The sequence below is a fragment of the Kitasatospora sp. NPDC001547 genome, assembly GCF_042894165.1.
In the GTDB taxonomy this organism is placed as follows: domain Bacteria; phylum Actinomycetota; class Actinomycetes; order Streptomycetales; family Streptomycetaceae; genus Kitasatospora.
The window spans coordinates 477,465-500,223 of sequence record NZ_JBIAVL010000001.1; the positions used below are offsets into that span (position 1 = coordinate 477,465).

Annotated in this window: 17 protein-coding genes; 9 read left to right on the plus strand and 8 right to left on the minus strand. The window is 73.8% G+C overall.

Going from position 1 to position 22,759, the window contains the following annotated elements:
- Nucleotides 1-42: 42 nt before the first annotated feature.
- A complete protein-coding gene (gene ligD / locus ACFY0X_RS01885) occupies nucleotides 43-1,050 on the minus strand; it encodes a non-homologous end-joining DNA ligase (RefSeq protein ID WP_387747707.1) in 1,008 nt (335 codons plus the stop codon).
- A 66-nt stretch (nucleotides 1,051-1,116) separates the two neighbouring features.
- Here ligD and ACFY0X_RS01890 point away from each other — a divergent pair, with 66 nt between their 5' ends.
- The gene (locus tag ACFY0X_RS01890) at nucleotides 1,117-2,178 is read left to right on the plus strand and encodes an ATP-dependent DNA ligase (RefSeq protein WP_387747709.1); all 1,062 of its coding nucleotides are present in this window, start codon (nucleotides 1,117-1,119) and stop codon (nucleotides 2,176-2,178) included.
- Between the two features lie 64 nt (nucleotides 2,179-2,242).
- Here ACFY0X_RS01890 and ACFY0X_RS01895 read toward each other — a convergent pair whose 3' ends face one another.
- Entirely contained in the window at nucleotides 2,243-3,670 is a 1,428-nt protein-coding gene (locus ACFY0X_RS01895) for a serine hydrolase (protein WP_387747711.1), read from the minus strand.
- A 492-nt stretch (nucleotides 3,671-4,162) separates the two neighbouring features.
- Here ACFY0X_RS01895 and tdh point away from each other — a divergent pair, with 492 nt between their 5' ends.
- Both tdh and ACFY0X_RS01905 read left to right on the plus strand, forming a co-directional pair.
- On the plus strand, nucleotides 4,163-5,191 hold the full coding sequence (gene tdh / locus ACFY0X_RS01900) for an L-threonine 3-dehydrogenase (RefSeq protein ID WP_387747713.1): 1,029 nt from the start codon (nucleotides 4,163-4,165) through the stop codon (nucleotides 5,189-5,191).
- Nucleotides 5,192-5,245: 54 nt separating this feature from the next.
- Nucleotides 5,246-6,439, plus strand: a complete 1,194-nt coding sequence (locus ACFY0X_RS01905) for a glycine C-acetyltransferase (RefSeq protein ID WP_387747715.1) — start codon at nucleotides 5,246-5,248, stop codon at nucleotides 6,437-6,439.
- Between the two features lie 201 nt (nucleotides 6,440-6,640).
- Here the strand turns inward: ACFY0X_RS01905 and ACFY0X_RS01910 are convergent, their stop codons facing one another.
- The 3 genes from ACFY0X_RS01910 to ACFY0X_RS01920 all read right to left on the minus strand — a co-directional run bounded on the left by ACFY0X_RS01910 (nucleotide 6,641) and on the right by ACFY0X_RS01920 (nucleotide 11,336).
- Nucleotides 6,641-8,203: a TolB family protein gene (locus ACFY0X_RS01910; RefSeq protein WP_387747717.1), complete on the minus strand. Its 1,563-nt coding sequence runs from the start codon at nucleotides 8,201-8,203 to the stop codon at nucleotides 6,641-6,643.
- A gap of 184 nt (nucleotides 8,204-8,387) precedes the next feature.
- Nucleotides 8,388-9,791: a TolB family protein gene (locus tag ACFY0X_RS01915; RefSeq protein ID WP_387747719.1), complete on the minus strand. Its 1,404-nt coding sequence runs from the start codon at nucleotides 9,789-9,791 to the stop codon at nucleotides 8,388-8,390.
- A gap of 153 nt (nucleotides 9,792-9,944) precedes the next feature.
- Nucleotides 9,945-11,336, minus strand: coding sequence for a hypothetical protein (locus tag ACFY0X_RS01920; RefSeq protein ID WP_387747721.1), 1,392 nt, complete (start codon nucleotides 11,334-11,336; stop codon nucleotides 9,945-9,947).
- 217 nt (nucleotides 11,337-11,553) lie between these two features.
- Here ACFY0X_RS01920 and ACFY0X_RS01925 point away from each other — a divergent pair, with 217 nt between their 5' ends.
- The 5 genes from ACFY0X_RS01925 (at nucleotide 11,554) to ACFY0X_RS01945 (ending at nucleotide 17,170) form a co-directional block, all read left to right on the plus strand.
- Entirely contained in the window at nucleotides 11,554-12,462 is a 909-nt protein-coding gene (locus tag ACFY0X_RS01925; RefSeq protein ID WP_387747723.1) for a LysR family transcriptional regulator, read from the plus strand.
- A gap of 444 nt (nucleotides 12,463-12,906) precedes the next feature.
- Nucleotides 12,907-13,482 carry a TetR/AcrR family transcriptional regulator gene (locus tag ACFY0X_RS01930; RefSeq protein WP_387747725.1) on the plus strand — a complete coding sequence of 192 codons (576 nt, stop codon included), beginning with the start codon at nucleotides 12,907-12,909 and terminating at the stop codon, nucleotides 13,480-13,482.
- A gap of 39 nt (nucleotides 13,483-13,521) precedes the next feature.
- The gene (locus ACFY0X_RS01935) at nucleotides 13,522-14,475 is read left to right on the plus strand and encodes a Gfo/Idh/MocA family protein (protein ID WP_387747727.1); all 954 of its coding nucleotides are present in this window, start codon (nucleotides 13,522-13,524) and stop codon (nucleotides 14,473-14,475) included.
- Nucleotides 14,476-14,699: 224 nt separating this feature from the next.
- Nucleotides 14,700-16,568, plus strand: a complete 1,869-nt coding sequence (locus ACFY0X_RS01940) for an endonuclease/exonuclease/phosphatase family protein (RefSeq protein WP_387747729.1) — start codon at nucleotides 14,700-14,702, stop codon at nucleotides 16,566-16,568.
- An 80-nt stretch (nucleotides 16,569-16,648) separates the two neighbouring features.
- Entirely contained in the window at nucleotides 16,649-17,170 is a 522-nt protein-coding gene (locus ACFY0X_RS01945) for a GNAT family N-acetyltransferase (RefSeq protein WP_387747731.1), read from the plus strand.
- Between the two features lie 86 nt (nucleotides 17,171-17,256).
- On the opposite strand, the gene ACFY0X_RS01950 is transcribed toward ACFY0X_RS01945, so the two are convergent.
- Entirely contained in the window at nucleotides 17,257-19,632 is a 2,376-nt protein-coding gene (locus ACFY0X_RS01950; protein ID WP_387747733.1) for an ATP-binding cassette domain-containing protein, read from the minus strand.
- Between the two features lie 235 nt (nucleotides 19,633-19,867).
- Entirely contained in the window at nucleotides 19,868-20,281 is a 414-nt protein-coding gene (locus ACFY0X_RS01955; RefSeq protein WP_387747735.1) for a VOC family protein, read from the minus strand.
- Between the two features lie 218 nt (nucleotides 20,282-20,499).
- Here ACFY0X_RS01955 and ACFY0X_RS01960 point away from each other — a divergent pair, with 218 nt between their 5' ends.
- The gene (locus ACFY0X_RS01960) at nucleotides 20,500-21,345 is read left to right on the plus strand and encodes an alpha/beta fold hydrolase (protein WP_387747737.1); all 846 of its coding nucleotides are present in this window, start codon (nucleotides 20,500-20,502) and stop codon (nucleotides 21,343-21,345) included.
- Nucleotides 21,346-21,454: 109 nt separating this feature from the next.
- Here the strand turns inward: ACFY0X_RS01960 and ACFY0X_RS01965 are convergent, their stop codons facing one another.
- Nucleotides 21,455-22,675, minus strand: coding sequence for a C40 family peptidase (locus ACFY0X_RS01965; protein ID WP_387747739.1), 1,221 nt, complete (start codon nucleotides 22,673-22,675; stop codon nucleotides 21,455-21,457).
- Nucleotides 22,676-22,759: the final 84 nt, after the last annotated feature.

Sequence of the window (22,759 nt, forward strand, 5' to 3'; positions counted from 1 at the left end):
CGACGCCGTGGCCCGGGGCGGGTGAGCCGGGGCGCAGGCGCGCTACTTCTTCCTCGCCCGGCTGGGCTGGACCCGGGTGGGCTCGCCGGCCGCCTTGGGGTGGTCGGGCGGGTAGGGGAGTTCGCCGAGGCCCTCGTCGTGCAACTGCTTGTCGTAGAGCTCCAGCAGGGGCTCCAGGCGGAACGCGTGCTGCTCCATCCCGGCGTTCAGGTCGCCGAGTTCGGCGAAACGGGCGGGGACGGTGCGCAGGTCGAAGTCCTCCGGGACGGCGTCGTCCAGTTCCTCCCAGCGCAGCGGGGTGGAGGCGGTGGCGCGGGGACGGGCGCGCAGGGAGTAGGCCGAGGCGATGGTGCGGTCGCGGGCCATCTGGTTGTAGTCGACGAAGATCCGCTCGCCGCGCTCCTCCTTCCACCACGCGGTGGTGACCTTCCCGGGCATCCGCTGCTCCAGCACCCGGCCGAGCGCGATCACCGCGTGCCGTCCGTCGGTGAACGTCCACTCGGGTGCCAGCGGCACGTAGACGTGCAGCCCGCGCCCGCCGGAGGACTTGGGCCAGCCGCGCAGCCCGTACTCCTCCAGCAGGGCGCGCAGCTCGTGGGCGGCCCGGACGGCGTCGTGGAAGTCGGTGCCGGGCTGCGGGTCGAGGTCGATGCGCAGCTCGTCCACGTGGCCGGTGTCGGAGCGCCGCACCGGCCAGGGGTGGAAGGTGAGGCAGCCCAGGTTGGCCGCCCACAGCACGGCGGCCGGCTCGGTGGGGCAGATCTCGTCGGCGGAGCGGCCGGACGGGAACTCGATCCGGGCGGTGGGCAGCCACTCCGGCAGGCCCTTGGGCGCGCGCTTCTGGTAGAAGAACTCGCCCTCCACCCCGTCCGGGAAGCGCTGCAGGGTGGTCGGCCGCTCGCGCAGCCCGCGCAGCACCCCGTCGGCGACGGCCAGGTAGTACTGCGCGACGTCCAGCTTGGTGAAGCCCCGCTCGGGGTAGTACACCTTGTCCGGGTTCGACAGCCGGACGGTGCGCCCGGCGACATCCAGTTCCACGGCTGAGCCCATGCCCCACACGCTAAGCGCCGTACGCCCGGCGCGCGCCCCGGGGCGAACCGGGCGAGGATCGGACGCATGGACCTGCCCGTGATGCCGCCGGTGGCGCCGATGCTCGCCAAGTCGGTGGCCAAGATCCCGCCCGGGATGCAGTACGAGGCCAAGTGGGACGGCTTCCGCTCCATCGTGTTCCGCGACGGCGACGAGGTGGAGCTCGGCAGCCGCACCGGCAAGCCGCTGACCAGGTACTTCCCCGAGCTGGTCGAGGCGTTCCGGCGGGAGCTGCCGCCGCGCTGCGTGCTGGACGGCGAGGTGGTGATCGCCCGGGACGGCCGGCTGCGCTTCGAGGAACTGCTGGAGCGCATCCACCCCGCCGCGAGCCGGGTGAGGCTGCTCGCCGAGCGGACCCCGGCCTCCTTCGTCGCCTTCGACCTGCTCGCCCTCGGCGACGACTCCCTGCTGGACGAGCCGCTGTCGGCGCGCCGCCCGGCGCTGGAGGCCGCGCTCGCGGGCGCCGCCGACCCGGTGTTCACCGCCCCCGCCGCCACCGACCTCGACCTGGCCCGGAGCTGGTTCGACGAGTTCGAGGGCGCCGGGCTGGACGGGGTGGTCGCCAAGCCGCTGGACCAGCCGTACCGGCCGGGCGAGCGGACCATGTTCAAGGTCAAGCACGAGCGCACCGCCGACTGCGTGGTGGCCGGCTACCGAGAGCACAAGAGCGGCCCGGTGGTCGGCTCGCTGCTGCTGGGCATCTTCGACGACGACGGCAGGCTCCAGCACGTCGGCGTCTGCGCCGCCTTCCCGATGGCCCGCCGCCGCGAACTCGCCGAGGAGCTGGCGCCGTTGCGCATGGACGACCTCTCCCGGCACCCCTGGGGCGGCTGGGCGGACGAGGCCGCGCACGCCGAGGGCCGGCTGCCCGGCGCGGTCAGCCGCTGGACCGGCGGCAAGGACCTCTCGTGGATCGCGCTGCGCCCCGAGCGGGTGGTCGAGGTGGCGTACGACCACATGGAGGGCACCCGGTTCCGGCACACCGCGCAGTTCCGCCGCTGGCGGCCGGACCGCACGCCGGAGAGCTGCACCTACGCGCAGCTGGAGGAGCCGGTCTCGTACGACCTCGGCAAGGTGCTGGGGGGCTGACGGCGCACGGGAGGCCCGATCCGGGGGGCCGGGTCGGGCCTCTCGCGTGTGGTCCGGGTGGGGCTCAGGAGACGTGCAGCGTGGCGGTGCCGGTGGGCGTGCCGGGCGCGGTCGCCGTCGGCGAGGCCTTCGGCGAGGCGGACCCGGTGGGCGAGGCGGTCGGTGACGGGGAAGCCGTGGGCGAGGCCGTCGGGGAGCCCGTGCCGGGCGGGGTGGGCAGCGTGTAGACGTTGTCCGGCGAGACGATCCGGGTGATCGCCCGGGCCAGGAACGTCGAGGGTTCCGACTCGTCGTGCGTGATGTCGGTGTTGAGCAGGATGGCCAGGCTGGCCTTGGCCTGCGGCAGGTAGAGCACCACGCTCTCGTAGCCGGGCAGCGAGCCGTTGTGGCCCATCCACCCGTGGGTGGTGAAGATGCCGAAGCCGTAGCCGAGGTCGGGGGAGTCCCCGACGGACTTGAACTTCAGCCGCTCCGCCTGGGTGGCGGGCTTGAGCAGCGGCTCGCCGGTGGCCAGCGCCTTCGACCAGGTCTGCAGGTCGGCCAGGTTGGAGATGGCGGCGCCGGCCGCCCAGCCCCAGGACGGGTTCCAGGTGGTGGAGTCCTCGACCTTGCCGCTGAGGGTCTGGTCGGTGTAGCCGTGGGCGTGCGGGTCCGGGAAGGCCGCGTCGGTCGGCAGGCTCGTCCGGGAGAGCCCGGCCGGGGTGAACACCTGCTGCTTGAGGAAGTCCTGGAGCGGCCGGCCGCCGACCTTCTCGACGACCAGGCCGAGCAGGATCAGGTTGGTGTTGGAGTACTCGAACCTGGCGCCCGGCGCGAAGTTCGCCGGGTGCTTGAACGCGTAGCCGAGCAGCTGGTCCGGGGTGAACGGGCGGCTCGGGTCCTTGAAGAACGCCTGTTGGAAGTCGTCGTCCAGGGTGTAGTTGAACAGTCCGCTGCGCATCTCGCCGAGCTGGCGCAGGGTGATCCCGTCGCCGCCGGGCACGTTCGGGACGTACTTGGAGACCGGGTCGTCCAGGTGCAGCTTGCCCTGGTCCACGAGCCGCAGGACGGCGGTGGTGGTGAAGGTCTTGGTCACGCTGCCGATCCGCATGTACAGGTCGGGGGACATCGCCGTACCGGTGCTCCGGTCGGCGACGCCGAAGGTGCGCTGGTAGCTGCCGTCGGGGGTGGTGTAGCCGACGATCACCCCCGGGATGTCGACCTCGCTCATCACCTGCTTGATCGCGCTGTCCAGGCGGGCTTCGACGTCGGGGGTGAGCGCCACCACTGCGCCGGAGGGGCTGCCGGTCGGCTTGGCGGTCGGGCTGAGCGCGGCCGGTTCGGCGGTGACCGCCGGGCCGGCCTGTCGGGCGGGCTTCGCGTCACCGGAGCAGCCGGAGACGGCGAGCAGTCCGGTCAGCGCGAGGGCGGCGGAGGCCACCCGTACGGACCGGGGGACGGCCGGGCGCGGGCAGCGGGGAACGGCCGGTCGGGGCCGTCGGGTGTCGGTCATCGGCGCAGGCGGCCTCTCTGGGGCGGACGGCCCCGTGGCGAAGGGCCCCGGAGTGCGGCTCGGCCGGGCCGGAGCGCCGCTCCACGGGGCGCGGGGGATCGCCGCCACCGTAAGCACCGCCGCCGGACGGCCGCGCGCGGGTCGCGGCCCGACTGGACCGAACGGGAGAGCGGGTCAGCCGAGTGCCGCAACCGGCTGGTGTCGTGCTGTCAAGTACCCCGGCCGGACCGCCGGTTGGTGTCGTGGCGGCCGTCCCGCGCTCGGCCGGACGGGTGAGCACCGGCACGCCGCACCCGCCGCCGGCCGCTGCTCGGGCACGATCGTTCAGCCCAGCTGTGGCCGCCCTTAAGAATTCCTCGATGGACCGCACCCCCTCCGACCAGGCAGATTGCTGCCTGCCCGGAGCGCGCCCGCCAGGAGCGGCCGAACCGGGCCACCTCGGCCTGCCCGACCCCCGAAGGCCGTCCCCCGCGCACGTCAGGAGCCGTCGCCGTGAAGGCACTCGTCAAGCAGCAGGCCGAGCCCGGCCTCTGGATGATCGATGTCCCGAAGCCCGAGATCGGCCCCGGCGAGGTGCTGATCAAGGTGCTGCGGACCGGCATCTGCGGCACCGACCTGCACATCCGCAAGTGGGACGGCTGGGCCCAGCAGACCATCCGGACCCCGCTGGTGCTCGGCCACGAGTTCGTCGGCGAGGTCGCCGAGACCGGCGCCGGCGTCGCGGACATCGCGGTCGGCGACCTGGTCAGCGGCGAGGGCCACCTGGTCTGCGGCAAGTGCCGCAACTGCCTGGCCGGCCGCCGCCACCTGTGCCGCAACACCGTCGGCCTGGGCGTCAACCGCGACGGCGCCTTCGCCGAGTACGTGGCCCTGCCCGCCTCCAACGTCTGGGTGCACCGGGTGCCGGTCGACCTGGACGTGGCCGCGATCTTCGACCCGTTCGGCAACGCCGTGCACACCGCGCTGTCCTTCCCGCTGGTCGGCGAGGACGTGCTGGTCACCGGCGCCGGCCCGATCGGCATCATGGCCGCCGCCGTCGCCAAGCACGCCGGCGCCCGCAACGTGATGATCACCGACGTCTCCCCGTACCGCCTCGACCTGGCCCGCAAGGTCGGCGTGACGCTGGCGCTCGACGTCTCCCAGCACACCATCGAGGAGGGCCAGCAGAAGCTGGGCCTGCGCGAGGGCTTCGACGTCGGCCTGGAGATGTCCGGCCGCCCCGAGGCGATGCAGTCGATGATCGCCAACATGACCCACGGCGGGAAGATCGCCATGCTCGGCCTGCCCGCCGAGCAGTTCCCGGTGGACTGGGCCTCGATCGTCACCTCGATGATCACCGTCAAGGGCATCTACGGCCGCGAGATGTTCGAGACCTGGTACGCGATGTCCGTGCTGCTGGAGGGCGGCCTGGACCTCAGCCCGGTGATCACCGGCCGCTACGCCGCCGCCGACTTCGAGGCCGCCTTCGACGACGCCGCGAGCGGCAACTGCGGCAAGATCATCCTCGACTGGACGGCCTGAGCCCGGCCCGGGCCCCGCCGAACTGCTCCCGCCGAACTGCTGAAGGAGACCGCAGTGTTCGACAACGTGCGTGCCGACGTCGCCGCCACCCTGGACGAGATCCGCGAGGCGGGCCTGTTCAAGCCCGAGCGGGTGATCGGCACCCCGCAGAGCGCCGCGGTCACCGTGACCGGCGGCGGCCGCCCGGGCGAGGTGCTGAACTTCTGCGCCAACAACTACCTCGGCCTGGCCGACCACCCCGCGGTGCTCGCCGCGGCCAAGGACGCCCTGGACCGCTGGGGCTACGGCATGGCCTCGGTCCGGTTCATCTGCGGCACCCAGGACGTCCACAAGGAGCTGGAGGACCGCCTCTCGGCCTTCCTCGGGCAGGAGGACACGATCCTCTACTCCTCCTGCTTCGACGCCAACGGCGGTGTCTTCGAGACCCTGCTCGGCGCCGAGGACGCCGTCATCTCCGACGCGCTGAACCACGCCAGCATCATCGACGGCATCCGGCTCAGCAAGGCCCGCCGCCACCGCTACGCCAACCGCGACATGGCCGACCTGGAGAAGCAGCTCCAGGACACCCAGGATGCCCGCCGCCGCCTGATCGTCACCGACGGCGTGTTCTCGATGGACGGCTACGTCGCCCCGCTGCGGGAGATCTGCGACCTGGCCGACCGCTACGACGCCATGGTCATGGTCGACGACTCGCACGCCGTCGGCTTCGTCGGCGCGGGCGGCCGCGGCACCCCCGAGCTGCACGGCGTGATGGACCGCGTGGACATCATCACCGGCACCCTCGGCAAGGCCCTCGGCGGCGCCTCCGGCGGCTACGTCGCCGCCCGCCGCGAGATCGTCGCCCTGCTGCGCCAGCGCTCCCGCCCGTACCTGTTCTCCAACTCGCTGGCCCCGGTGATCGCGGCCGCCTCGCTCAAGGTGCTCGACCTGGTCGAGCAGTCCAACGAGCTGCGCGAGCGGCTGGCGGCCAACACCGCGCTGTTCCGCACGAGGATGACCGAGGCCGGCTTCGAGATCCTGCCCGGCGACCACCCGATCGCCCCGGTGATGATCGGCGACGCGGCCCGGGCCGGCAAGCTCGCCGAACTGCTGCTGGAGCGCGGCGTGTACGTGATCGGCTTCTCCTACCCGGTCGTCCCGCACGGCCAGGCCCGGATCCGGGTCCAGCTGTCCGCGGCGCACTCCACCGAGGACGTCGAGCGCGCCGTCGCGGCCTTCGTGGACGCGCGCGCCGCGCTGGGGGAGTAACCCCCGGCCACCAGCCGCCCGTGGGCCGGACCGCTCGGAACCGGACCGGCCCACGGGCCCACGACTCCCGTGCGGCGGGGGCGAACCGATCCGCCCCCGCCGCACGGACCAGAGACCATCCGCCCCACCCTCCCGCTGCGGGGGCGGGACGCCGGCCCCGCCGACGTCCCGCCCCCGTCGTGGTTCCGTCGTGGCTCCGGGCTACCGCTCGTCGCCGTCCTCGCCCTGGTCGTCGCCGTCGCCCCGGTGGAACCCGGTGGGCTTGGCGAAGACCTGGTAGCCCTCGGCCGCCGGGGTGCCGGTGCCGGCGACCAGGTTGCCGCTGGTCGAGTCGAACACCACGGTGGTGCCGGCGGCGGACACGAACGGCTGCGTGGACGAGCCGTTGCCGGACGAGCCGTCCGGCGCGGTGGCGACCCGCTCGGTGCGTCCGGTGCGCAGGTCCTGGCGGTAGACGTCCCAGCCCGGGTGCTGCGGCCCGGCCACCAGGTTGTCGGCGGCGGACTCGAAGTAGAGCCACCGGTTGTCGGCGGTGATCGAGCCGTGGTCGGAGGAACCGGTCGAGGTGGTGCCGGGCAGGCCGCCGCTGACCTTCGTCACGGCCCCCGTGCGCAGGTCCCGGACGTGGAGCACGGTGTGGTACCGGTGGCCGCCGGTCGAGCCGCCGGGCTCGGGCAGGGTGTAGATCGCGCGCCGCCCGTCGGGGCTGATCGTCGCCTCGAAGCTGGAGTTGCCGACGGCGCCGTCGAGGCCCACGCTCACCGGGGTGAGCGTCCTGGAGGGCACGTCGTAGGCGTAGTAGACGGCGGAGGTCGGGCGGGCCAGCAGCGGCTGCGGCAGGGACTTCGCCACGGACTGCGGGACGCTGCGGCGCGCGGCCTCGGCGGCGCCCGGGGTGAGTTCGGTGTCGGCGGCCGCGGCCGCCGCGGCGGCCAGGGCGGGGGTCTGCTCGGGCGGCAGCAGGTCGGAGATGGAGCCGAAGCCGACGGTGCGGCCGTCCGCGCTGACCGTGGGGCGGAAGGAGGTGAGCTCGCCCGGCCTGCCCTGCACGTCGTGGGAGACCAGCCGGGTGGTGTGGGTCCGGCGGTCGGTGAGGTAGACGTTGATCTTCCAGGTGTAGGGCCTGGCGAGCGACACCCCGGGCTCGGGCTCGGGCCCGGGGTCCACGACGGTCGGGTCCAGGTCCGTCCGGGAGGACACGTACGCCACGTAGCGGCCGTCGGCGCTGATCGAGGGCGCGTACGAGCCGTGGAACCGGTCGGTGTCGGTGGCGGTGAGCCCGCCGCTGACCAGCTCGGTGCGGCCGGTCCTGAGGTCCCGGACGTACACCTCGGTGCGCCCCTTGACCTGCATGCCGGGCACCGCGTTGTCGGCGTCGCTCTCGAAGGCGACGTAGCGGCCGTTGGCGCTGATCGCGGCCTGTTCGGTCCAGCCGTTCAGCCGCTCGCCCGAGTCGGACAGGTTCACCTGCTCGGTGCGGCCGGTGCGCAGGTCCCTCACGTAGGCGTCGCGCGAGCCCGGCGTGGTCCCGGGCACCAGGTTCGAGGCCCAGGAGGTGAACAGGGCGTAGCGGCCGTCCGCGCTGACGCCCTGGCCGAAGGACTGGTCGTCGGGCACGGCGCCGTTCAGCCCGGTGCTGACCTGCGTGGTGCCGCGCGGCGGCGGTGCGGCCTGGGCGGGTGCGGCGGTGACGGCGAGCAGGGCGGCCGCGGCCAGGGCGCTGCCGCCGCCCGCCAGCCACCGGTTGCGGATGGTACGGGTCATGAGGTGGTCCCCCTCCGATCGCCCGGCCGGGCTCCCTCCCGGCGACGGGCTTTTCGGGAGAGCCAATCGTCGGGAGGGCCGGTGGTCAACGTCCGTGGGTGATCTCGGCGGAAAATACGTCAACGGACGTATGCGGAACGGGGGTCGGGCGTCAGGGGCGGCGACGTGGAACGGGGGCCGGCCGTCACAGGCGGCGCCGGAAGACGTCGGTGGCGGCGTTGGTGTCGCCGGGCACCAGGTCGCCGTCCTCGGCGTCGAAGAGCACCGTGCCGCCGGTGGCGTCCACGTACGGGGTGCGGGCGTCGGCTGTGCCCTGCCCGCCGGCCCGGGTGAGGCTGACCCGTTCGATCCGGCCGGTCCACAGATCGCGGCGGAAGATGTCGCTGCTGTCATTGGTGTCGCCGGCAACGAGGGTCTCGGCGTAGGACTCGAAGTAGACCCAGCGGCTGTCGGCCGTCATGACGGCGGAACCCGAGGACCGCTTCGTGGTGGTGCCGGGCAGGTCGGTGTTGACCTTGGTGAGCCTGCCGGTGGCCAGCTCGTGGACATACACGTCCAGCCGGATGCCGTGGTTGGAAGTGGGGATCCCGGCGCCGAAGACCGGGAGGGTGTAGACCGCGTGGCGGCCGTCCGGGCTGATCCGGGCGGCCAGGCCGACGCCGCGCCGGGCGCCGGTGCCGTCCACGCTGCCGACGGTGATCCGGCCGGTGTCGGCCGTCCAGACGTAGTACGGGTAGTAGCGGGGGCCGGTGAGCGCGGGCCCGTCGGTGTCGTCGGCGCCCTGGTCGGCGGCTCCGGCGGGGTCGGGCGGCAGCAGGTTCCCGGCGCGGGAGGTGAAGCCGATGGTCGAACCGTCCGCGCTGATGGTCGGGCGGTAGGAGTTGTTTCCGGCCTCCTCGCCGTTCGCGCCGACGGTGACCAGCCGGGTGGTGCGAGTCCAGCGGTCGGTGACGTAGACGTTGAACCGGCCGTGCTCCACCCCGGGCGCGAGGTCGGTGCGGTTGGAGACGTAGGCGACGTAGCGGCCGTCCCGGCTGAGGCTGGGGCTGGTCGCGTCGCGGATGCTCTGGTCGTCGGTGCTCGGCAGGGTTCCGGCAGAGACCAGCTCGGTGCGGCCGGTCCAGCGGTCGCGGACGAAGACGTCGCCGGCGTGCTTCGGCTGGCCGGGCAGCACGTTGGTGGCGGCGGTGCTGAACGCCACGAACCGGCCGTCGCCGCTGATCGCGGCGTCGGTGGTGGGGGCGTCGAGTCGGGAGCCGTCGTCGGCGACGCTGATCCGTTCGAGGTGCCCGTTGCGCAGGTCCCGGACGTAGACCTCGTCCGAGTTCGGGGTGCCGGGCCCGGGCAGCAGGTTGGTCGCGGTCGAGGTGAACAGCGCGGCGCGGCCGTCCTCGCTCAGCCCGAGCGCCGACGAGTAGCCGTTCGGCTGCTCGCCCTTGAAGCCTTCGCTGACCCGGGCGGTGTCGCCCTTGGGCGGCCGGGCCTCGGCGGCGGGCGGCGCGGCGACGGCGGCGACGGCCGCCACGGCGGTGGCCGCCAGCACGGCGGCGGTGCGGGCGAGTCGGCGTCGGGTGGGTGGGTGCGTCATGGATCGTCCTCCCCTGGTGACGGTGCCGGGCCCACGGCCCCCGCGGCCCGGTCGGGAGAGAGCCAAGCCTCCTGCGCGGGGCTGGTCAACGACCGGCGGCGATCTCGTCGGGAAATACGCCACCGGTCGTATCCCCCAGGGGAGTTCAGCGCGTCACAGGCGGCGCCGGAAGACGTCGAGGAAGGTGTCGGCGTCTCCCGGCACCAGGTTGCCGTCGTCGGCGGTGAAGAGCACCGTGTCGCCGGTGGCGTCCACGACCGGGCCGTAGGAGGACGCGGTGCTCTGCCCGCCGTCCCGGGTGAGGCTGACCCGTTCGACCCGCCCGGTCCACAGGTCGCGGCGGAAGACGTCGCTGGTGTCGTTGGTGTCGCCGGGGACCAGGCTGTCGGCGGCGGAGTCGAAGTAGACCCAGCGGTCGTCGGCCGTCATGACCCCGCTGGTGGCGGACCACTTCGCGGTGGTGCCCGGGAGGTCGGTGTTGGCCTTGGTGAGCGTGCCGGTGGCCAGCTCGTGGACGTACACGTCCAGCCGGTCGCCGTGGCTCGGGCCGGGGAGGCCGCCGACCGCCACCGGAACGCCGTAGACCGCGTAGCGGCCGTCCGGGCTGATCCGGCCGTCGTGGGCGACGCCGACCAGCTCGCCGGCGGCGTCCAGGCTGGCGCCGGTGATCGTGCCGGTGCCGGCCTTCCAGACGTAGTACGGGCGGTAGCGGGGCCCGGTCAGCGCGGGCGCGTCGGCGTCGGCGGCCGGGGTGCCCGGGAGCAGGTTCCCGGCGCGGGAGGCGAAGCCGACGGTGGCGCCGTCCGCGCTGATCGTCGGGGTGAAGGAGTGGTTGTCGGCGCCCTCGCCCTCGGTGCCGGCGGTGACCAGCCGGGTGGTGCCGGTCCAGCGGTCGGTGACGTAGATGTTGGACTTGCCGCGCTTCACGCCGGGGGCGAGGTCGGTGCGGGTTGAGGCGTAGGCGACGTAGCGGCCGTCCCGGCTGAGGCTGGGGCTGGTCGCGTCGCGGATGCTCTGGTCGTCGGTGCTCGGCAGGGTTCCGGCGGAGACCAGCTCGGTGCGGCCGGTCCGGCGGTCGCGGACGAAGACGTCGCCGGCGTGCTTCGGCTGGCCGGGCAGCACGTTGGTGGCGGCGGTGCTGAACGCCACGAACCGGCCGTCGCCGCTGATCGCGGCGTCGGTGGTGGGGGCGTCGAGCCGGGAACCGTCGTCGGCGACGCTGATCCGTTCGAGGTGGCCGTTGCGCAGGTCCCGGACGTAGACCTCGCCGGAGTCCGGTGCGCCGGGCGTGGCGGGCCCGGGCAGCAGGTTGGTCGCGGTCGAGGTGAACAGCGCGGCGCGGCCGTCCTCGCTCAGCCCGAGCGCGGTCGACGGGCCGTCCGGCGCCTCGCCCTTGGAGCCCTCGCTGACCCGGGCGGTGTCGCCCTTGGGCGGCCGGGCCTCGGCGGCGGGCGGCGCGGCGACGGCGGCGACGGTCGCCACGGCGGTGGCCGCCAGCACGGCGGCGGTGCGGGCCAGCCGGCGTCGGGTGGGTGGGTGCGTCATGGATCGTCCTCCCCTGGTGACGGTGCCGGGCCCACGGCCCCCGCGGCCCGGTCGGTACGAGCCAAGCGCCGGGCCGGGCGGGCGGTCAACGAGCGGAGGCGATCTCGTCCGGAAATGCGCCACCGGCGGTGCCCGCGGCCGAAACCGCCGCTCCGGTGGGGCCGGGCCCGCGCTGCGGCCGGTCCGCCGCACCGCGCCGCGCTGGCAGAATTGATCCGTGATCGACGCACGACGGCTGCGGACCCTGCGGGCCGTGGCGGACCACCGCACCGTGACCGCCGCGGCGGCCGCCCTCTACCTGACCCCCTCCGCGGTCTCCCAGCAGCTGGCCGCTCTGGAGCAGGAGACCGGCCACCACCTGCTCGCCCGGGAGGGCCGGGGCGTACGGCTGACCGCCGCCGGGGAGATCCTGCTCGGCCACGCCGACGTGGTGCTCGCCCAGCTGGAGCGCGCCGAGGCCGACCTCGCCGCGTACAGCGCGGGCGTCTCCGGGGAGGTCACCGTCGCCTCCTTCGCGACCGCCATCGCCTCCGTGCTCGCCCCCGCCGTCGGCCTGCTCGCCGGGCGCGCGCCCGGGGTGCGGCTCAAGGTGCTGGACGCCGAGGGCGACGCCAGCCTGCCGATGGTGCTGGACGGCCGCGCCGACCTCGCGGTGGCCGTCGAGTACCGGGGCGCCCCGCGCGCCGACGACGCCCGGCTGACCCGGGTGCCGCTGTACGCCGAGCCCTTCGAGGCCGTGCTGCCGCTCGGCCACCGGCTGGCCGGGGAGGCCGGCCCGCTGGCCGTCGCCGCGCTGGCCGACGAGCCGTGGATCGGGCCGTACCCGGGCAACCCCTGCCACGACGTGGTGCTGCTGGCCTGCGAGCACGCCGGGTTCCAGCCCCGGCTGCTGCACTCCTCGGACGACTTCCGCGCCGTGGTGGCGCTCGCCTCGGCGGGCCTGGGGGTGGCGCTGGTGCCGCGCTCGGCGCTGCGCGGCGTCGACCTCGGCGAGGTTGCGGTGCGCCCGGTGGACAGCGAGCTGGCCACCCGCCGGGTCTTCGCCGCCGTCCGGGCGGGCGCCGACGGGCATCCGCTGATCCGGCCGGTCCTGGACTCCCTCGCCGAGGCGGCCGCAGGCTCTTAAGGGTCTGTCTTCAAACTCGCGTCTGCGGGGCGACGCCGGGGCACGCACCTCGCCGCGTTGTCGTCGGTCGCCAATGCTCCGCAGTGGCTCCCTCCTCCGCCTTGCGATGCACGCACCCCAACGCCGCCCCGCCCGCCCTCCGGGCGAACGACGGGAGCTTGAAGACAGACCCTAGCGGGCCCGGAGCGGGAGCGGCGCTGCCCGGAAGAGGTTCGGAAAAGGCTGTGCGGCTGCTCGGCGTCCCGGGTCGGGCGGCCGCGCCGTGTGCAGCTGGCGTGGCGTCCCGGCCCGGGCGGCCGGGCAGCCGCAGGTCCTCGGGGTCGGTCCGGTGCCCGGCCGCCGGCACCCGGTGTCGAGGGGTGGTCCGGCGGTACCGATCGGTTCCGACTCGAAAACGGTACCGATCGGTGCCGTTTGGCGTCAAGGGCGGTTAGGATCGGTGGCATGGCAGTCAACGCACGGGCGCGCCTGCTGAGCACGGCGGAGTCCCTCTTCTACGCCCACGGGATCCACGCGGTCGGCGTGGAGCGCATCCTCTCCGAGTCCGGCGTGGGCCGCGCCTCCTTCTACCGGCACTTCGCCGGCAAGGAGGCGCTGGTGACGGCCGTCCTGGAAGGCCGCGACCAGCGGTGGCGCGCCTGGCTCTCCGAGCGGGTCGCGGCCCACGGCGGCCACCCGCTGACCGTCTTCGACGCGCTGGCCGAACGCTTCGCGGCCCAGGACTACCGCGGCTGCGTGGCCATCAACACGATGACCGAGATCTCCGACCGCGCCAGCCCGGCCCGCGAGATGGCGGCGCTCCACAAACGGCGCGTCATCGAGCTGGTCGAGCAGCTCATGCGGGACGCCGACATCCCCGAACCCGCCGAGCGGGCACGGCAGTTCGCCCTCCTGATGGACGGCGCCATCGTCACCGCCCTGCGCGAGGGCACCCCGGACGCCGCCCTGCGGGCCCGCGGCATCGCCGAGACCCTGCTGGCCGCCCGCCCGGACGCATCGGGCGGGATCGGCGACGCATAGGGTAGGGGCGGCCGACGACCGCGCACCACAGGAGTCCCCATGAGTTCGACAGCCGCACCCGACACCCGGCTCCCGGTCGGGGTGATCGGCCTCGGCGACATCGCGCAGAAGGCCTACCTGCCGGTGCTCACCGCACTGCCCGGGCTCGACCTGCGGCTGATGACCCGCGACGCGGCCAAGCTGGACCGGCTCGGCGAGGCCCACCGGATCGCCCCCGAGCACCGCTTCACCGACCTCGGCGCGCTGATCGCCGGCGGCATCCGCGCCGCCTTCGTGCACGCCGCCACCGACCAGCACGTCCCGATCGTCGAGCAGCTGCTCACCGCCGGGGTGGACGTCTACGTCGACAAGCCGCTCGACTACACCCTGGACGGCGCCCGCCGACTGGTCGACCTCGCCGACCGCACCGGCCGCTCCCTGATGGTCGGCTTCAACCGCCGCCACGCGCCCGGCTACGCCCAGGCCAAGGAGCGCCCGCGCGACCTGATCGTGCTCCAGAAGAACCGCGAGGGCCTGCCCGAGACCGCCCGCACCCTGGTGTACGACGACTTCATCCACGTCGTGGACCTGCTGCGCTTCCTGGCCCCCGGCGAGATCGAGCACGTGGACGTCCGGGCCCGCACCCGGGACGGGCTGGTCGAGCACGTGGTGCTCACCCTCGGCGGGGCCGGGTTCACCGCGCTGGGCATCATGAACCGGCTGTCCGGCTCCACCGAGGAGGTGCTGGAGGTCTCCGGCGGCGACTCCAAGCGCGAGGTGCGCAACCTGGCCGAGGTGATCGACCACCGCGGCCAGCCGACCGTCCGGCGCCGCGGCGACTGGGTGCCGGTGGCCCGGCAGCGCGGCATCGAGCAGTGCGTGCTGGCCTTCCTGGCGGCCGTCCGGGCCGGGCAGACCCTGGACGCCCACGACGCGCTGCGCACCCACGAGCTGTGCGAGCTGGTCGTGGAGCGGATCGAGGCCTCCTGGGAGTCCGCCGGGGGCGGGCTGTGAGCAGCCCGGACTGACCGTGAGTCACGTCACCCCGGTGGAACCGACAGTTCACCGGAGAGGTCTTGTCGGGGCGTTTTCTACGCGCGTATCTTGAGGGGCGCCGCGGGGGGCGGGTGTCCGTTCCCCCGCTTCTTCCCCACGCGAGTAGCCGCGCCCGAAGCGCGCCTCCGCCCGGACCGCCGTGCCACGACCGTGCCGCACGGCGGAGCTAGGAGTCCTGCCCGGTGACCACCGCCCCCGCTCCCCGCCCCCGCAGAGCCCTGCTGCGCGCCGCCCTGATCCCGGCCTCGCTGGCCGCCTCGCTGGTGCTCGTCCCACTGCCGGTGGCGAACGCCGCCGCCCCCGCGACCCCCGCCCCGACCGAGGCCGGCCCGCTGCGGATCCACGACGTCCAGGGCGGCACCCGGATATCCCCGCAGGCCGGCAAGCCCGTCACCGGCGTGCCCGGCATCGTCACCGGCGTGCGCGCGTACGGCAGTTCCAAGGGCTTCTGGATCCAGGACCCGAACCCGGACGCCGACCCGGCCACCAGCGAGGGCGTCTTCGTCTTCACCGGCGGCAACCCGACCGTGAAGGTCGGCGACTCGGTGCTGGTGAGCGGCAAGGTCACCGAGTACTACCCGAACTTCAACGGCGGCTCGCAGTCCCTCACCGAGATCTCCGCCCCGGGCGTCACCGTCCTGTCGGCCGGCAACCCGCTGCCCGCCCCGGTGGTCGTGGACACCCGCAACATCCCCGGCACCTACAGCCCGGCGGCCGGCGCGGACGGCTCCATCGACGGCGTCGGGCTCCGCCCGGAGAAGTACACCCTGGACTTCTACGAGTCCCTGGAGGGCATGCTCGTCCAGGTCAAGGACGTCCGGGTGATCCAGGCCACCGACAAGTACAACGAGCTGTGGGTCGCCGCCGACCGCCAGGACCAGCGCAGCAAGCGCGGCGGCGTGCTGTACGAGTCCTACCGCGAGCCCAACGTCGGCCGCCTGATGGTCCAGCAGCAGGCCGCGGTCTCCCAGCAGCCCTTCCCGGTGGCCAACGTCGGCGACGAGCTGACCGGTACCACCAGCGGCCCGCTGGACTACAACAACTTCGGCGGCTACACCCTGGTCGCCGGCACCATGGGCACGCTGAAGGACAACCACCTCCAGCGCGAGGTCACCGCCCAGCCCGGCGACCGCGAACTCACCCTCGCCACCTACAACGTGGAGAACCTGGCCCCGGGCAACCCGGACGCCAAGTTCGCCGAGCTGGCCCAGGGCGTCGTCACCAACCTGCGCTCGCCCGACATCATCGCCCTGGAGGAGATCCAGGACGACAACGGCGCCAAGAACGACGGCACGGTGGGCGCGAGCCAGACCGTCGCCAAGTTCACCGCCGCGATCAGGGCGGCCGGCGGCCCGTCCTACGACTGGCGCTCGATCGACCCGCAGGACGGCAAGGACGGCGGCGAGCCCGGCGGCAACATCCGCCAGGTCTTCCTGTTCAACCCGCAGCGGGTGTCCTTCACCGACATCCCCGGCGGCACCGCCACCACCGCCGTCGGCGTGACCGGCACCGGCGCGGACACCGCGCTGACCGCCTCGCCCGGCCGGATCGAGCCGAACGACGAGGCCTGGACCAACAGCCGCAAGCCGCTGGTCGGCCAGTTCTCCTTCCGCGGCAAGAAGGTCTTCGTGATCGCCAACCACTTCAACAGCAAGGGCGGCGACCAGGGCATCGACAGCCGGTTCCAGCAGCCGACCCGCGGCTCCGAGGTGCAGCGGACCAGGCAGGCCACCGTCGAACAGGCCTTCGTCGCCGGGCTGCTGGCCGCCGACAAGGAGGCCAAGGTCGTCTCCCTCGGTGACTTCAACGACTACCAGTTCTCGCCCGCGCTCGCCGCGCTCACCAAGGACGGCGTGCTGCGCGACCTGGTGAACGAGCTGCCGGAGACCGAGCAGTACTCGTACGTCTTCCAGGGCAACTCGCAGGTGCTGGACCACATCCTGGTCAGCCCCGAGGTCGGCTACGCCAAGTACGACGTGGTGCACATCAACGCCGAGTTCGCCCAGCAGGCCAGCGACCACGACCCGCAGGTGGTCCGCATCAAGCCGTAGTACCGGCCACGGCTATCCTGCCTCCGCCACCGGTGACCGCCGGCGGCGGAGGCAGTGCCGTGTGACGGGGAGCGGAGCCGATGTCGATGCCGACGGAGTACCGGGTCGAGCGGATCGGGCGGGCCGACTGGCAGCGCCTGCGGGCCGTGCGGCTGGCCCAACTCCTCGACACGCCCCTGGCGTTCGGCGAGACCCACGAGGCCGCCGGCCGGCACGGCGAGGGCGAGTGGCGGGCCCGCTGCGACTGGCTCAACGAGCCCGACCGGCTCGGGCTGGTCGCGGTGGACGCCGCGGGGGAGTGGGTCGGCACCATGCTGTCCGCCCCGAACCGGACGCAGGCCCGCGCGCTCGACCTGATCGGCGTCTGGGTGGACCCGTCGCACCGCGGCCGCGGGCGAGGCGTCGCCGACGGCCTGCTGGACGCGGTGCTCGCCTGGGCGCGGGTCCGGGGCGCCGGGCGGATGCTGCTCGGGGTGCACGAGGCGAACCCCCGCGCCGCCGCGTTCTACCGGCGGCGCGGGTTCGCCTACACGGGGGAGTCGACGCCGTACGTGCTGGACGCCTCGGCGCGGATCCTGGAGATGGCCCTGCCGCTGGGCTGACCAGCGCGCGGCGGCCCGGGCCCGGGCCGGGCCGCCGCGTCCGGGCACGGCGGCCCGGCCCGGGCGCGGATCGGCCGGGGTGTGGCTCAGCCCAGGTACTGGGCCAGCGCCTCGCCGGTCAGCGTGGACCGGGCGGCGACCAGCTCGGCCGGGGTGCCCTCGAAGACCACCCGCCCGCCGTCGTGGCCGGCGCCCGGTCCGAGGTCGATGATCCAGTCGGCGTGCGCCATCACCGCCGGGTGGTGCTCGATCACGATCACCGACTTGCCGGACTCCACCAGCCGGTCCAGCAGCCCGAGCAGCTGCTCGACGTCCGCCAGGTGCAGGCCGGTGGTCGGCTCGTCCAGCACGTACACCCCGCCCTTGTCCGCCATGTGGGTGGCCAGCTTGAGCCGCTGCCGCTCGCCGCCGGAGAGCGTGGTGAGCGGCTGGCCGAGGCTCACGTAGCCGAGCCCGACGTCGGCGAGCCGCTCCAGGATGCGGTGCGCGGCCGGGAGCTTCGCCTCGCCCGAGCCGAAGAACTCCTCCGCCTCCGTCACCGGCATCGCCAGCACCTCGGCGATGTCCCGCCCGCCCAGGTGGTAATCCAGCACCGCCGGCTGGTAGCGCTTGCCCTCGCAGTCCTCGCAGGTGGTGGCCACCCCGGCCATCATCGCCAGGTCGGTGTAGACCACCCCCGCGCCGTTGCAGGTCGGGCAGGCGCCCTCGGAGTTCGCGCTGAACAGGGCCGGCTTCACGCCGTTGGCCTTGGCGAAGGCCTTGCGGATCGGCTCCAGCAGCCCGGTGTAGGTGGCCGGGTTGCTGCGCCGGGAGCCCTTGATCGCGCCCTGGTCGACGGAGACCACGCCCTCCTCGGCGCGGATCGAGCCGTGGATCAGCGAGCTCTTGCCGGAGCCCGCCACGCCGGTCACCACGGTGAGCACCCCGAGCGGGACGTCCACGTCCACGTCCCGCAGGTTGTGGGTGCTCGCGCCGCGGATCTCCAGCGCGCCGGTGGGCTTGCGCACGGTCGCCCGCAGCGGCGTCCGGTCGGACAGGTGGCGGCCGGTCACCGTGCCGCTGGTGCGCAGCCCCGCCACGTCGCCCTCGTAGCAGACCGTGCCGCCCGCCGTACCGGCCCCGGGGCCGAGGTCGACCACGTGGTCGGCGATCGCGATGGTCTGCGGCTTGTGCTCCACCACCAGCACCGTGTTGCCCTTGTCCCGCAGGCGCAGCAGCAGCCGGTTCATCCGGTCGATGTCGTGCGGGTGCAGGCCGGTGGTGGGCTCGTCGAAGACGTAGGTGGTGTCGGTGAGCGAGGAGCCGAGGTGGCGGATCATCTTGACCCGCTGCGCCTCGCCGCCGGAGAGGGTGCCGGAGGGGCGGTCGAGGGAGAGGTAGCCGAGGCCGATCTCCACGAAGGAGTCGAGGGCCTGCCGGAGCGTGCCGAGCAGCGGCGCCACCGAGGGCTCGTCCAGGCCGCGGACCCAGTCGGCGAGGTCGCTGATCTGCATCGCGCAGGCGTCGGCGATGCTGATCCCGGCGATCCTGGAGGAGCGGGCGGCCTCGCTGAGCCGGGTGCCCCCGCAGTCGGGGCAGGCGGTGAAGGTCACGGCCCGCTCCACGAAGGCCCGGATGTGCGGCTGCAGCGCCTCCTTGTCCTTGGCGAGCATGGACTTCTGGATCTTGGGGACGAGGCCCTCGTAGGTGAGGTTGACGCCGTTGACCTTGACCTTGGTCGGCTCCCGGTACAGGAAGTCCCGCAGCTCCTGCTCGGTGTACTCGCGGATCGGCTTGTCCGGGTCGAGGAAGCCCGAGTTGGCGTAGACGCCGACCGTCCACCAGCTGTCCGTCTTCCAGCCCGGGATGGTGATCGCGCCCTCGGAGATCGACTTGCCGTCGTCGAACAGCTGGGTGAGGTCGATGTCCGAGACGGTGCCGCGGCCCTCGCAGCGCGGGCACATGCCGCCGGTGATGCTGAAGCTGCGCCGTTCCTTGACCGTCCGGCCGGCGCGCTCGACGGTGACGGCGCCGGCGCCGCTGATCGAGGGGACGTTGAAGGAGAAGGCCTTGGGGGAGCCGATGTGCGGGGTGCCCAGGCGGCTGAACAGGATGCGCAGCATCGCGTTGGCGTCGGTGGCGGTGCCGACGGTGGAGCGCGGGTCGGCGCCCATCCGCTGCTGGTCGACGATGATCGCCGTGGTCAGGCCCTCCAGGACGTCCACCTCGGGACGGGCCAGGGTGGGCATGAAGCCCTGGACGAAGGCGCTGTAGGTCTCGTTGATCAGCCGCTGGGACTCGGCGGCGACGGTGTCGAAGACCAGCGAGCTCTTGCCCGAGCCGGACACCCCGGTGAACACCGTCAGCCGGCGCTTGGGGATGTCGACGCTGACGTCCTTGAGGTTGTTCTCGCGGGCGCCGTGCACGCGGATCAGGTCGTGGCTGTCGGCGACGTGCGGCTGCGCGTCCGTCCGCTTGGGCATCGTTCTCTTCGCTCCCTGGCTCTCGGCGGTCTGGGTGGAGGGGGCCGGGCGGGCCCGCCCCGCGGCCGCCGTCGGTGTGCTCGGACCCCCCGATCCAACCATCGATCCGGCCGGGATCGAACAGGATTCGAGTACGGCCGACGGCGGGAGGGAGGGCGAGGGTGGGGGCGACGGCGGGGCGGGGCGGGCGCGGTGCCCGGCGGCTCGGCGCGGTGCGGCCCGGGCCGGGCCCGGCTCAGCCCAGCTCGTTGAAGCGGACCATGTTGCCCGCCGGGTCGCGGAACGCGCAGTCGCGGACGCCGTACGGCTGCTTCGTCGGCTCCTGGACCAGCTCGGCGCCGCCGGACTTCAGCCGGTCGAAGACGCCGTCCAGGTCGGTGGTGCCCAGGACGAGCCGGGCGTAGGTGCCCTTGGCCATCATCTCGGTGACGGTCCGCTGCTCCTCCTCGGTGCGGCCCGGGGCGGCGGAGGCCGGTTCCAGCACCAGGGAGACGTCGGGCTGGCCGACGGGGCCGACGGTGATCCAGCGCATCGCGCCGCCGCCGACGTCGCTGCGCACCTCGAAGCCGAGCAGGTCGCGGTAGAAGGCGAGGGAGGCCTCGGGGTCGGTGTGCGGGAGGAAGGTCCAGTGAATGGTGATCTCGTTCATGACTGCAACGCTAGGCGCGCACCCCGGCGGGGCGCTTCTCGAATCCTGATCGGTCCGCCCGGCCGCCCTGGGGGCGGTGATCGTCACGGCATGGACGCGACCGTGCTGGTCGGGGCCGTCGGCCGGGGTCGTCGGCCGGGCGGCTGGACCGGGTCGATCCGCGACGATCCGTTATTCTCAGGGGAGTTGACGTCCCTCGGAGCCGGGGAGGATGACCTGTGGCCGTGCACGTGACCGTGTGGGACGACCGCGATCGGGCCGGAGCGGACCGGGCCCCGGCGGGCCCGGCGACCTCGGTGGACCCGGACGCCCCCGCCCTCTTCGTCCACAACATCTTCAGCTGGGGCAGCGACCCCGCGTACGGGTTCGCCGGGCAGCGGCCCCTCGCGGACGGCCGGCGGCTCCTCCTGGTGGACCGCCGGGGCTACGGCGACAGCCCGGACACCGCGCGCAGCGACTTCGAGGTCGACGCCGAGGACGTCGTGGAGGTCCTCGAAGGCGGGGCCCGGGCCGCGGGGCCCGGCGGCGCCCACCTGGTGGGGCACGGGAACGGCGCCGTCGCCGTGCTCCTCGCCGCCGCGCGCCGGCCCGACCTCGTCCGCTCGCTCGCCCTCGTCCAGCCCTCCGCCTTCACCGCCGCCGCGCACCATCCGGTCGTCGCCGCCCTCCTCGACCGGGTGCGCGACGGCGCCCCGGGCATCCCGGACGACGTCACGCCGGAGCAGTACCTGCGTGCGTCCACCGAGGGGCTGGGGATGGAGATGCCCGAGCCCACGGAGCGCCGGCTCCGCGCCGTGGCCACGTCCATGGGCGAGCGGCCTGTTTGGGAGGCGGAGATCCCGCTGGAGGCGATCCGGGGGGCCGCCCTGCCGGTCCTGGTGATCTGCGGGACCTGGGAGGGCGCGCCCGCCGCGTACCGCGAGCACGTGGGGCTCCCCCTGATGGCCGTGGCCGAGTCCCTCACGGAGTCCCTCGCGGGCCGGCTCCTCCGGGTGCCCGGGTACTACCCGCACACCCAGGAGCCCGCCGCCGTCAACGCCGCCCTGCGGGAGTTCTGGGGCTGACCCGGTCCCGCGTCGGCCACCGGTCCCGCGCGGCCCCGACTCGCCCGGCGACCCCCACCGGCGACGAGGCCACGGCCCGGGAGCCGGGCCTCGTCCCGGCGGACACGACCTAGCAGTCGGGGATGGTGGTGCCGTTGTTGTCCCTGGCCGTGTCGTTGCCCCAGTGGGACAGGTAGAAGGCCGACACCCACTGGCCGGCCGGGCCGGCGTCCGGGTCCGTCCTCAGCCACCAGTGGTTGTAGGCGTCGCCGTTGGAGACCTCGCGGCCCCAGGCCTTGCAGTACACGTAGTTCGTGCCCTGGTTCAGCGTGCCGGTGGCGTTGGTGGAGGTCGGCGAGGCGTAGACGCTCGCGCTCGCGAAGGTGTCCACCCAGTACTTGCCGGTGGCGGGCGGGGTGCCGCCGCCCGCGCAGGTGGGGATGGTGGTGCCGTTGTTGTCCTTGGCCACGTCGTTGCCCCAGCGGGACAGGTAGAAGGCCGACACCCACTGGCCGCCGGGGCCCACGTCCGGGTCCGTCTTCAGCCACCAGTGGTTGTAGGCGCCGCCGTTGGAGACCTCGCGGCCCCAGGCCTTGCAGAAGACGTAGTTCGTGCCCTGGTACAGCGTCCCGGTGCTGGTGGTGGAGGTCGGGGAGCCGTACACCGGCGCGTCGGCGAGGGTGTCCACCCAGTACTGGCCGCTGTTCGACGGGGGCGTGGTGGGCGGGGTCGTGCTGCCGGGCCCGTACAGCCGGATGGCGCCGTAGTAGTCGCCGTGCGAGGAGAGCGCCGCCACCTGGACGTGGCCGCCGGAGTAGGGGGCCTCGACGATCCAGCCCTGCCCGAGGTACATCGCGACGTGGTGGATGGTGGAGGCGGTGTTGCCGAAGAACACCAGGTCGCCGGGGAGCAGCGGTGCGGTGCCGTCCGCCCGGTAGTAGCGGGCGACCGCGCGGGAGGTCGGCCACTGGGTCCGGGTGGTGCCGTTGACGACGTCCTCGCCGACCGCCAGGTCGTAGGCGTAGCGGACCATGCCGGAGCAGTCCAGGCCGCGGACGTGGCAGTCGTTCGGCGCGCCGTTGGCGGGGTCGCAGAGGCCGTAGGTCGGGCCGGGCTGCGAGCCGTGGCCGCCGCCCCACGAGTACGGGGTGCCGATCAGCCCGCAGGCCGAGCGGACGGCGGCGTCCGCCTGCGCCGCCCCGCCGGTGGAGAGCACCCCGCAGGCGGGCGCGGCCTGGGCCGCTCCGGCGGCGACGAAGAACACTCCGACCGACACCAGGACCGACAGCAGGGCCGCCCACCGCAGGGAGGCGATCAGCCGTCCTGACAGGAGGTTTACGCGCGTAGTCATGGTCGCGCATCCTTTCCGAACCGCTGACTCCGGGTCAATGGCCGTGCCCCACCTACGTCCCGTGGTTACGCGCAGTTGCCGGTC

Excerpts from the sequence above, each read along its gene's own strand:
- ligD (WP_387747707.1), bottom strand. The coding sequence starts at position 1,050 with ATGGGCTCAGCCGTGGAACTGGATGTCGCCGGGCGCACCGTCCGGCTG.
- ACFY0X_RS01890 (WP_387747709.1), top strand. The coding sequence starts at position 1,117 with ATGGACCTGCCCGTGATGCCGCCGGTGGCGCCGATGCTCGCCAAGTCG.
- ACFY0X_RS01895 (WP_387747711.1), bottom strand. The coding sequence starts at position 3,670 with ATGACCGACACCCGACGGCCCCGACCGGCCGTTCCCCGCTGCCCGCGC.
- ACFY0X_RS01910 (WP_387747717.1), bottom strand. The coding sequence starts at position 8,203 with ATGACCCGTACCATCCGCAACCGGTGGCTGGCGGGCGGCGGCAGCGCC.
- ACFY0X_RS01915 (WP_387747719.1), bottom strand. The coding sequence starts at position 9,791 with ATGACGCACCCACCCACCCGACGCCGACTCGCCCGCACCGCCGCCGTG.
- ACFY0X_RS01920 (WP_387747721.1), bottom strand. The coding sequence starts at position 11,336 with ATGACGCACCCACCCACCCGACGCCGGCTGGCCCGCACCGCCGCCGTG.
- ACFY0X_RS01930 (WP_387747725.1), top strand. The coding sequence starts at position 12,907 with ATGGCAGTCAACGCACGGGCGCGCCTGCTGAGCACGGCGGAGTCCCTC.
- ACFY0X_RS01935 (WP_387747727.1), top strand. The coding sequence starts at position 13,522 with ATGAGTTCGACAGCCGCACCCGACACCCGGCTCCCGGTCGGGGTGATC.
- ACFY0X_RS01945 (WP_387747731.1), top strand. The coding sequence starts at position 16,649 with ATGTCGATGCCGACGGAGTACCGGGTCGAGCGGATCGGGCGGGCCGAC.
- ACFY0X_RS01950 (WP_387747733.1), bottom strand. The coding sequence starts at position 19,632 with ATGCCCAAGCGGACGGACGCGCAGCCGCACGTCGCCGACAGCCACGAC.
- ACFY0X_RS01955 (WP_387747735.1), bottom strand. The coding sequence starts at position 20,281 with ATGAACGAGATCACCATTCACTGGACCTTCCTCCCGCACACCGACCCC.
- ACFY0X_RS01965 (WP_387747739.1), bottom strand. The coding sequence starts at position 22,675 with ATGACTACGCGCGTAAACCTCCTGTCAGGACGGCTGATCGCCTCCCTG.